The organism is Propionivibrio sp. (assembly GCF_049316945.1).
GTDB lineage: Bacteria > Pseudomonadota > Gammaproteobacteria > Burkholderiales > Rhodocyclaceae > Propionivibrio.
Window position 1 is genome coordinate 1 of record NZ_JBMOJE010000152.1, and the last position, 9,746, is coordinate 9,746.

A 9,746-nucleotide genomic window follows, 5' to 3' on the forward strand; every position below is an offset into this window, starting at 1 on the left:
CTTCGACGCGGGCAACCTTCAGCCTGTTGCACGTGCGCTGCGTCAAAAATTCCCGAACCTGACGCTCGTCATTGCGGCTGACGATGACGCTGAAACCCCCGGCAATCCGGGCTTGACGGCGGCAACGGCGGCTGCACGCGCCGTCGGTGCGGCGCTGGCCGTTCCGACCTTTGCCGAGGTGGCCCATGTCTGATCTTTCGGACTTCAACGACCTGGCCAGAGAGGGCGGCAACGGGGCGGTGGCGACTTCAATCAAGTTAGCCATAACAAAGCATCAAGCCGCAAATGAAAACCATGTACAAGGCCAACCCGTCAGCGTGGAGGACTTCCTCACCCTGGCACCGCCACGAATGGCTGAAGAAGGGATTGTCCCGCTGTTGCGCGAGATCGTCGACGCCGCGTGCGCGAGCAGTGAGGCGCACCCTGTAGCCGTTGCTGCCAATGCAATCGCTTTCTTTTGCGCCACGGTCGGTCGCGCCAACTTCCAGCGCATTGGCGACGCGGCGATTCACTGCCGACCGTTCTTTCTTGTCGTCGGCAAGAGCGGGAAGGCCCGCAAAGGGACAGCAGAGCACACGGTGCGCGAGGTCTTCAAGCGAGCCGATGCGATCCTGCGAGTCTGGGCTCCGGACACTGACCGGCTGCGCATCCATGCAGGAGGATTATCGACGGGTGAGGGCGTTGCCTATGCAATCCGCGATCCAGTTGAGGCGGACGATAAAGGGAAAGGCGGCGATCTTGGAGTAACCGACAAGCGCCTGCTCGTTATTGAATCGGAGTTTGGCAATGTGCTTGCTCAGGTACAACGCGATAACAACACCCTGTCAGCCACAACCCGCAACCTGTTTGACGGCCGAGACATTTCACCGCTGACCAAAACAAGTCGCACCACCGCCACCAATCCGCACGTGGTAATCATCGGCCACATCACTGGCCACGAGCTCAAAGAGAAATCAACCGAGAACGACGCGGCAAACGGCATGCTGAACCGATTCATGACGCTTCACGTTGCAAGGCCAAAACTGGTAGCACTACCAGAACCAACCGATGAGGCAAAGCTGGACGCACTGGCGCGGAGAGTTGCGGAGGCCGTTGTTGCGGCGACCGCAAAAAACCTTCACGGCAACAACGCCATCGAAACTACTTTCAGCGACGCAGCCAAGCGATTATGGGTAGAGCGTTATCCACAACTGACCAGGGACAGAGACGGCAAGGGCGGAAGCTTGCTGGCGCGATCTGAAGTCTATGCCCGAATGCTGGCGATGATCTTCGCGGCAATGGACGGTCGGCACGAAATGCGACCTGACGACCTTCTCGCAGCCATCGCCTGGGTTGAATACTGGAACGCCAGCGTGACCTATATCTTCAACTGTCCCGACGAGGAGGGCGGTCTAGACCCGTTCACCAGCGAAGTGCTGAAGGTCATCCATGCGCAACCGGGCATCAAGCTTTCAGAGTTGCAGGAGCGGTGGAAGCGGAAACGTACCAGGGAAGTGCATAAGGCACTTGAGTTGCTGCTCAATCTGGCACCTCCACTGGTTGAAGAGATACAGGGAGAACCGACCAGCGGAAGAACGGCCAAGAAATATCGCGCCTTAGAGAAAAGGTGAGAGAAGTGAGAAAAGCCATACAGCAAGGGATACAGCCAGAATTAAAGGGTGAGAAAAGGGTGAGAAAAGGTGAGAGAAGTAATGTAGTTGTTGTTTGTTGTGTACTTAAATCACCTTTTCTCACCCTTAGTGATTTGCTTCAAAGCCAGTCGTACCAAGCTTTCTCACTTATATCACTTAAATCACCCCCTAGTGTGTGAACGAAAAATGCAAAAGGTACTTCCAGCCATCCCTACGCACGGGTCATTCACGGCGCGTGAATCCGCTAGGGTCTGGCCTGGCCGCATAGTGAAAACTGCTTTGACTTTTAGGATGACGAAATGACTTTCCAACCTGACAATGACTACATCACGAAAAACACCGTGAGAAACGAAAATCCTGGCTTTGAGTCAATTGAAAGTGCCGAGTCCGCTATGCGCAGCGGAATACGAGTGCGCGCCTCGGAACTTGCAAAATTGGTTGGTGTTTCAAAGCAGGCTGTCAGCCAGTGGTGCAAGGATGGTCGAATTACACTCGGTGCGGACGGTCGGGTTGATCCGCGGGAAGCGATTAGCAGGCTCCTCGAAGTCAGACCGGAGCGGCTGCGTGCAGTTTTCCTAAAGCCTCTGGTCACTGACATCGCCGCCAATCGCGTGAGAATTTCCCAGCTTGAAACCGCCCTGCGATTGGCCGCTGAGAATGGCGATTTCCACGAGAGCTCTTCCCGCGAACTATTGGCACTCTTCTACGCCCTGCCCGACCGGGTAGGGAGCGACTGGCCTGCTATCTGCGCTTCGGGTGAAGACGGGCTTACCGCATTGCTGGCCTGGCTCGACGCCGCCTTTCAATTTGGAGTTGATCGGGCCGGTAGCGTAATCGACCACCTGCATGTGCACCAAGTGGATGACGACCAGGCGCACCCGCCGACCGAGGACGAGACCTTGCAGGCAGACCTCGCGGTTCCCGCGTTTGACGAGGTGGCCGAATGAAGCCGCATGAAGCCGCCGACTACCTACGCTACCTGGTGAGTTTCGTAGCCACCGACCCGAACACTCTTGCGCATATCAAAACCTGGTTCTGCACGTCCGCGTCCCGTCGACTTGCTGACCCCTCAACCAGTCTTGATAAACTGCTTGGCCTGCGTTCGCGAGCTGGCGGACGGCATACGCTGTACTGCTCAATCCCGGAGCGCGACGAAAGACTGCGCACGCTAGCCGCTTCACTTGGCTTGCCAACGGTGAAAGCACAAGCGGAAGAAATCACACGCAGAAAAAAGGCTGGCGAACTCCGCGAAATCGAGAAGCTGGGCCGCATACCCGGCCCGGGCCGCCTGGCGCAAATTATCTCGAAATAACATGACATGGATGCACATCGTTATTACGTTTAGACAAAGCGATGCAAAGTGGGCGTACTCAAAAAGGAGCCAACCATGTTCACCCCCGCCGAACTCGCAAGAGTAGCAACCCTCAAACGCAACACCACCATACTCCAACAGACGGCCCCCGCTTCCGCTGGCGGATTGTCTGCCGCCGTAATCTCCGGCAAGGTGCAGCTCACGACCTGGATACCAGAGCAGGAAATAACCATTGCCCTGACCGTTCAGGAGGTGTTCGCCCTGCGCTGCTTCCTCAACATGGTTGTCGACGCGGTGATAAACGGCACCGACTACCCCGACGCGATGATTGGACGGCGTCAATGAAGCGCACAGCCTACGGGAGCATTAAGCTAGACGTTCGCGCCATTGCTGCCGACCGGGCCGTGCCTTGCGTGCTATCCACCAACGAGGCCATCGAGCGTGGCGGATATTCTGAAATCCTCGACCACTCGCCCGAGTGTGTCGACCTGACCCGTGCTGCGGACGGACTGGCCCTGTTGCTGAACCATGACCAGTCAAAAGCCATCGGTCGTATCGACTCAATCACGAACGACGGAAGCAAGCTGCGCGGCATGGCGCGTTTCGGCACCAGTGCCGACGCACAGCAAGCCAAGGCCGATGTTGAAACCGGAATCCTCCCGTCATTATCGGTCGGTTATCAAATATCGGAATACCAAAACGAAGCAAACGGGGTGCAGCGTGTAACGCGCTGGTCTCCTCTTGAAGTATCCCTCGTGGCCATTCCCGCCGATACCGGCGCTGGAATGTACCGCTCACAAACCACCAATGGAAACAAAATGAATATTCAAACCCGCTCTGCCATCGAATCACTTGGCGCTACGCATCGCCTGCCTGCCGACTTCATGGAGCGCATGCTCTCCAGCGACAAGACTATCGACCAGGCAAAAGACGAAATGCTCGAATTCATCGCCACCCGCGATGCAGGCGGCCCCGGTCGTCGACTTCCGTTCGACGAAGGCCATCAGGTTACAGCCAGCAATGGCATTGCAAACGCGCTTGATGCCCGTCTTGGAATCAAGGGATCGCGTGGAGACGCTCGCAGCCTGGTTGAAATCGCTGTCTCCTGCCTGGAGCTGTCTGGCGTTCGCAACGCCCGTTCAATGTCGCGCAACGAGATCGCCACCCGCGCCATGTCTACATCGGATTTTCCGGCTCTGCTGGCTGACTCTGCCGGTCGTGCGCTGGCGCAGGCATATGCACAGTCGCCATCGCCACTCAAGGCTGTTTCGCGGCAGGTTTCGCTGCCCGACTTCCGCAGTCGTACCGTGATTCGCCTGGCCGCGGCCCCCGATCTTTCCCCAGTCAACGAGCTGGGAGAATTCACTAGCAGCTACGTGGACGAAGCATCAGCAAGTTACAAGCTGGCGACCTACGGCAAGATAATTAGCCTTTCACGGCAAGCCATTGTCAACGACGATCTGGGCGGCTTTGACAGCCTGCTGAGAAAATTCGGCGATGCGGCTTCACGCAAGGAAGGCGACTTGCTCGCCGATTTGATTCTGAGCAATCCGGTAATCGACGGTCTCGCTTTGTTTCATGCTAACCGCTCGACCCTGCTGACCGGCGCTGGTTCTGCCCTCGCCAGTGCTGGAATCGCGGCGGCGGTTAAAGCACTGCGCTTGCAAAAGGAAATCGGCGGCGGCTTCATTCAGCAAACACCTACCTTCCTGATCGTTCCTGCGGCGCTGGAGCTGGTAGCAAGACAGGCCGTGTTCGCCATCTCGCCAGTCGTTACCTCGGCAGCCAATCCTATCGAACAAGGCTTGCAGGTGATCGTGGAACCACGTTTGGATTCTTCCAGCGTGACCGCCTGGTACCTGGTGGCCAATTCCGGTTCAAACAGCATGGAACATGCTTACCTTGACGGCGAGGCCGGAGTTTATATCGAGACGCGTAACGGATTTGAAACAGACGGCATGGACATCAAAGCACGCCTTGATTTTGGCTGCGGCTTCGTTGCCCCCACCGGCTGGATCAAATCAGCAGGCGCGTAATCGAAAAACAGCGGCATGGCGAGCGAAGTCGCCCATAGCCTGCCGCTGACCACTCAATGCTTACACCCTTAGGTGACTCATTCGCATTGCGTGGCTATGGGCTACTACCGGGCAGATTATACGAACTGCACCGACGAGCCACCGGACGCCTTGGGCTGCACGGCTCGCCACCTCCCGTTCAGGATAAACGTGACCCTCTGCCCACTCTGCCGGATGCCTATCAAAACAACAGGGCGCATTGTTTCAGCAACCTCCGGTGTGGGGGTCAATTTCACGTTCCCGCTATGCCTGCCCTGTACACGAAGAGTTTGCCGCCTTCCTCGCGGCCCTGCACGGAAGCAAATGAACGCTGCCATCAGATATCTGGCGAGCGACCCTGATAAATTCGGTGTTGTTGCCTTTGACGACCCGGCTGGTGCCGTGATCTTCCGTCACCTGGAGGCCGAGCGGCTGTCTCGGGAATATTTGAAGGTAAATGAGTAGCCCTGGCCGTCATTTATGCATTCGCTTGAAAAGTGGCACTATGGATACTATTTTCAAAAGGCGACGGTACATATGGCGGTATATTTATATTTGCAAATTGTAAAAACCGTTGTATTTCAGTCGTTTGGTCAATTTGTTCGAAGCCATCGCACGCGTCCCAACTTCCACTGGTTAGCCTGTGGGGTACCGCGGCGCGGGACTTGCCAGAGATCTGGTCTTGCCGAAAGCGCAGCATCGGCCAGGAGCCCAATTTGAAGACTCTCGACAAATACCGGCTTATCGCGGGAGATTGCGACGCAGCTCTCAACGGTCGTCCGGTTGAAGATCTCTGTGAGGCGGATCTGAGCAGCATCAAGGCGAACTGGTGCGCGCAGGGCAACGGACCGAGCACGGTAATCTGCAAGCTCGACCTGCTGAAACAACTCGTTCGTCTGCTGGGGCCGAATGAGCGCCTCAAGGCATGTTTCGAGGCCGGTCGTCCAGTCGGCGGCAAGCTGAAAACAAAACGCCTGCCGTTCACTCGGGAACAGGTAAGTACCTGGATCAATGCTGCTAATGCGGACACAGGCCTCTCGGAAGACGACAAGATGCTCGTGCACTTGTTGTTGCTGACCGCTGCACGTCTTGAGGAGTTGTGCCAGCTTACTGCAAGCGACATCACGACCGATCAAGATCACTGGCAACTTCGTATTGCCAGCGGTCAAGACACGGGCACTGGGGCTGGAATCAAGAATCCGGCGTCGGCGCGTCGGCTGATGATTCCGATGGGCGTGCTGCCGCGTTTGGATACTTGGCTGACCAAGCGTGTTGCTGCAGGTGGATCGATCTTCCCCTACTTGACAGCAGACAAGTATGGTTGCCTTGGCACCGCCGTAAGCAAACGTTTGAACCGCCGGCTGCGAAAGATCGTCGGCCCGGACCGCCGACTGGTGCTGCTCAGCAGTCGGCCAACCGGGAATCGGGTGATGCGCCGCGCGGGGGTAGACCCGCGCGTGCGCTATCGCCAACTCGGCCATGCCGATCATGGCATTCACGACAAGCATTATGATGCGGCCGAGTATTTTGACGACGAGGACCTGTTACCCGCCGCAGCCATCATGGCGGAATGGCTCGCTGACTGCATCGGGACAGAGGCACTGCCGAGGGGAGATGGGCAGACTCCCGGGAACGATACCGGCTTGACTGAGCCGGATATGCACGTGCGAGACAAAAGCGATGAGCCCGCCAGCGCTGCTCAGCACGCGACCGTCGAGCCGCACCACCTCCCCATTCAGCTGCAACTTTCGCAACCCGGCGTCACTTCGGCAGAGTCGTTTGAGCCATTGCCCGCGACGCTGATCGCGGTAAGCGGCTTCGGCACTGACCCCGGTGGTCAGGATGAGATACCGGGTGGGCTCGAACAAAACGAACTCGATTGGGTAGTGGGCCCATCCGGGTGTCCGTTTCCCTGCATACAGATGCATATTGGCCCGAGAAGAAACACCGGCGAACTCGAGCAGCCGCGCGACGATCAGTTGAGCGGTGCTCTGGACCGGACCGCCAGCAGTCGGATATCCCCCGACTGGTCGATGCGGCACCTGAGCGGCAATCTCGTCCAAGAGGCCACGATGCAGCGCCTCACCGTAGCTGGCGCGGTCGATGTCACGCCAAACCTCGAAGCATCCGGCGTCCCGGCAACGCGTCAGATAGAACCCGAGATCCTCCGCGAGAACCGCGGTCGTTTGATCGAGGCCAAGGAGGTGGAGGACGGATCCCAGGCGCCGTGTCTGTCGCAAGAATTCGCAGGCCTCCGGGTGCCGCTGCCAGAGTCCTTCTACGGATTGGATTCCGGAATTGAGGAAAATTGCCAGATAATCCATCAGCGCCATCTGTTCGAAATCGCCCGACACACAGGCGGTCGGCCAGCCCAAGGTTCTGGCAGTCCGGTGTCGATGTTCTGGTTCCGAGAAGCTCTGCCAAAGTTTGGGCGACAGGATGGCTAATTCCACGAAAGAGGTAACGTCAAGTTCAAGGAGAGCCTTGATTCGGCCTTGGTCATCGTCGGAAGTGCGATGTGTGGGTAAATTAATGATTGCCCGCCTCTCAGTCCTGAATAATCGGAAATGCGACCGGAAAGACCAAGCTCCGGATGGCTGGAACCAGGCGACTCAGGGGCATTTCACCGTAGGTACGACCAATGGACGTCGGCGCATGACCGGTGAGGGTGTCGCTCACTTCTTCATCAATGGACGCGGCCCGGCAGAAGGTTTTGAAGGTGTGCCGGAACGAGTGATACACCACGGCTGGGTCGAGAATGCCCAACCCACTCGTGTCGCGCAGGTAGCGTTGAAACCATTTGCCGAAGTTCGCACCGCGACGTCCGTCGTGGTCGGCGACCAGTTCCGGGAAGAGCCAGTCGTGACGAGCTTCTCTCACCAGGTCGGCATAACGCAGCAAACCGGCGTCGATAAGTTGGGGGTGGATGGGGATGATCCGACGCGAGCTTTCCGTTTTCAGTTGCTGCCCCTCTCCTTCATCGGTGATGCGCATGAGAGGGCCATGCTGGCGATCCAGTATCAGGTCCTCGACACGCAGTTGGGCGATTTCCTCCAGACGCGCGCCGGTGGCCAGTGCGATGAGGGGCAACCAGGCGGCTGCTTCGCCCCCACCACCAACAGGGCGATATCGCGACGTGTAAAGGGACGACGCCATCAGGCGTTCGAGTTCCGACGTCGAATAGCTTCGCCGGACCAGGGTTTCGATCTTGCCTTTGGGAACGCGCAACCCGCGCGCGACATTGCTCGGCACCAGCCCGGCGTCGTAGCCGGCCTGAAGCAGCGTCGAGATGAAACCGATTTTCTTGGCAATGGTGCCGCGGGCAAGTCGCTGGTTGCCGAGGTGGTCACGAAAGCGCGCCACGTCGACACGCTGCAATTGACCGGGCGTCTTCTTGCAGAAAGACTTCATCTGGTCGGCGATCGAGCGCATCTCGCGCAGGATGGTCGAGTCGCGATCAGGGTCGATTCGCTTCCAGGCTTGATAAAGATCGGCATAGCCCGGGCCAACGAGAGTCGGGGTAACCGGGTCCGTCGGTTTGGGGGCGGGTTGAGGGGGGACGGCCGGATTGACGAGTACGTCGTTAGTCGCTATGGCCAGCGGATACTGTTGGCCCGGGTCCGAACGTTCAGCCTGAAAACGCGCGAGCCATTGTCCAGCGAGTTGAAAGGACTGGTATTGAGCGACAGGCCGCTCCTGCGTTTGCAGGTTGATACGAAGCAATCGGCCGTAACGCGGCACCAGCGGCACGGGAACGCGCAACTGGAACCAATAGGAACTGTGATGGTAGGTGAAGTACGACATAGCAGCATCTCCAAAAATTGGGAAATGCTGCGGGCATCACACATGTGACACCACTTTGTAACACCATGGAAAACGCTGACTTTCCAGCGTTTTCCAGTGTCAGGAACCATAAGGCCCCTAGGGTGTTATTGGCGGAGTGGACGGGAAACTCCACCATAAACAATTCATTGTTTATAAACAATGAATTGTATAACAAAGCATTTGCACCAGTGTACCACTTATGTGTACCAAAAAATCAAGGGATTCATGATGGTCATTGTTTGTTGACTCATAATTTTATCCATCCAGATTGTATGCCCACGTTAAGATAGTCAAGATTGTGCAATCAGTTTTTGATTCCATTGTGGGCGGGATCAAGACTTTGATGTTGAGGTGAGCAAACAATTGTTTCTGGATGAGAGGCAATGCCCCGGCTTTCGTGCAGACATTCACCGCCATGGTCATGCGCGGGTGCGGCGATGAGATTTCCGCCAGCGACGCTATTCGACGGCACCTATCCTTCCGGCACCGCCGCTTACGAAAAACGCAACATCTCCTATTTCGTCTAGGTTTGGGAACCGGTGCTTTGCATTCAATGTGGCCAATGCAGCAATGTTTGTCCGCATAGCGTTATCCGTGCAAAAATTATCACGAAAACAAGCTTTTTGGCGCTCCTCCCGGTTTCAAGTCGGCGCAGGTCAATGCGCGGGGCTATGGGAAAGTCTACCCTGCCACTCATTCCATTCTAAACCCTGCCAGCGATTCCAGTCCAAAGTCAGCCACCCAACTGATTGCGTCCCGGTGATAGAGAATTCAACAGGCGCATTAAGTATTTTTGGATATCGGAATTTTATTGACGAACGCCCAGCATTGACGCATGAAACCTCGGCAAACCCCGATGACATATTTTAGCTCCGCATTGTCTGGTTGCGGCCACAAAGCATTCGATGTCGATGCGCATTTTGT

General features: G+C 56.9%; 10 protein-coding genes and 1 pseudogene. 10 read left to right on the forward strand and 1 reads right to left on the reverse strand.

Going from position 1 to position 9,746, the window contains the following annotated elements:
* The 8 genes and pseudogenes from ACOYNV_RS22840 to ACOYNV_RS22875 all read left to right on the forward strand — a co-directional run.
* A pseudogene (locus tag ACOYNV_RS22840) lies at positions 1 to 193 on the forward strand (hypothetical protein); the annotation flags it as partial.
* Complete coding sequence (locus ACOYNV_RS22845) at positions 186 to 1,610, forward strand: hypothetical protein (RefSeq protein WP_422902112.1); 1,425 nt, start codon at positions 186 to 188, stop codon at positions 1,608 to 1,610. The pseudogene ACOYNV_RS22840 and the gene ACOYNV_RS22845, both read left to right, overlap by 8 nt.
* Positions 1,611 to 1,930: 320 nt before the next feature.
* A complete protein-coding gene (locus ACOYNV_RS22850) occupies positions 1,931 to 2,578 on the forward strand; it encodes a hypothetical protein (RefSeq protein ID WP_422902113.1) in 648 nt (215 codons plus the stop codon).
* Positions 2,575 to 2,943, forward strand: a complete 369-nt coding sequence (locus ACOYNV_RS22855; protein WP_422902114.1) for a hypothetical protein — start codon at positions 2,575 to 2,577, stop codon at positions 2,941 to 2,943. The genes ACOYNV_RS22850 and ACOYNV_RS22855 overlap by 4 nt, the downstream gene beginning before the upstream one ends.
* A gap of 75 nt (positions 2,944 to 3,018) precedes the next feature.
* Positions 3,019 to 3,288, forward strand: a complete 270-nt coding sequence (locus tag ACOYNV_RS22860; RefSeq protein ID WP_422902115.1) for a hypothetical protein — start codon at positions 3,019 to 3,021, stop codon at positions 3,286 to 3,288.
* The gene (locus ACOYNV_RS22865) at positions 3,285 to 4,979 is read left to right on the forward strand and encodes an HK97 family phage prohead protease (RefSeq protein WP_422902116.1); all 1,695 of its coding nucleotides are present in this window, start codon (positions 3,285 to 3,287) and stop codon (positions 4,977 to 4,979) included. Before ACOYNV_RS22860 ends, ACOYNV_RS22865 begins: the two co-directional genes overlap by 4 nt.
* A gap of 342 nt (positions 4,980 to 5,321) precedes the next feature.
* A complete protein-coding gene (locus ACOYNV_RS22870) occupies positions 5,322 to 5,462 on the forward strand; it encodes a hypothetical protein (RefSeq protein WP_422902117.1) in 141 nt (46 codons plus the stop codon).
* Positions 5,463 to 5,713: 251 nt separating this feature from the next.
* Positions 5,714 to 7,444: a tyrosine-type recombinase/integrase gene (locus tag ACOYNV_RS22875; protein WP_422902118.1), complete on the forward strand. Its 1,731-nt coding sequence runs from the start codon at positions 5,714 to 5,716 to the stop codon at positions 7,442 to 7,444.
* Positions 7,445 to 7,544: 100 nt separating this feature from the next.
* On the opposite strand, the gene ACOYNV_RS22880 is transcribed toward ACOYNV_RS22875, so the two are convergent.
* Positions 7,545 to 8,801: a tyrosine-type recombinase/integrase gene (locus ACOYNV_RS22880; RefSeq protein ID WP_422902119.1), complete on the reverse strand. Its 1,257-nt coding sequence runs from the start codon at positions 8,799 to 8,801 to the stop codon at positions 7,545 to 7,547.
* Positions 8,802 to 9,259: 458 nt separating this feature from the next.
* Between ACOYNV_RS22880 and ACOYNV_RS22885 the strand changes: the two genes are divergently transcribed.
* The gene (locus ACOYNV_RS22885; RefSeq protein WP_422902120.1) at positions 9,260 to 9,349 is read left to right on the forward strand and encodes a hypothetical protein; all 90 of its coding nucleotides are present in this window, start codon (positions 9,260 to 9,262) and stop codon (positions 9,347 to 9,349) included.
* A 12-nt stretch (positions 9,350 to 9,361) separates the two neighbouring features.
* Entirely contained in the window at positions 9,362 to 9,529 is a 168-nt protein-coding gene (locus ACOYNV_RS22890; RefSeq protein ID WP_422902121.1) for a 4Fe-4S binding protein, read from the forward strand.
* Positions 9,530 to 9,746 lie beyond the last annotated feature (217 nt).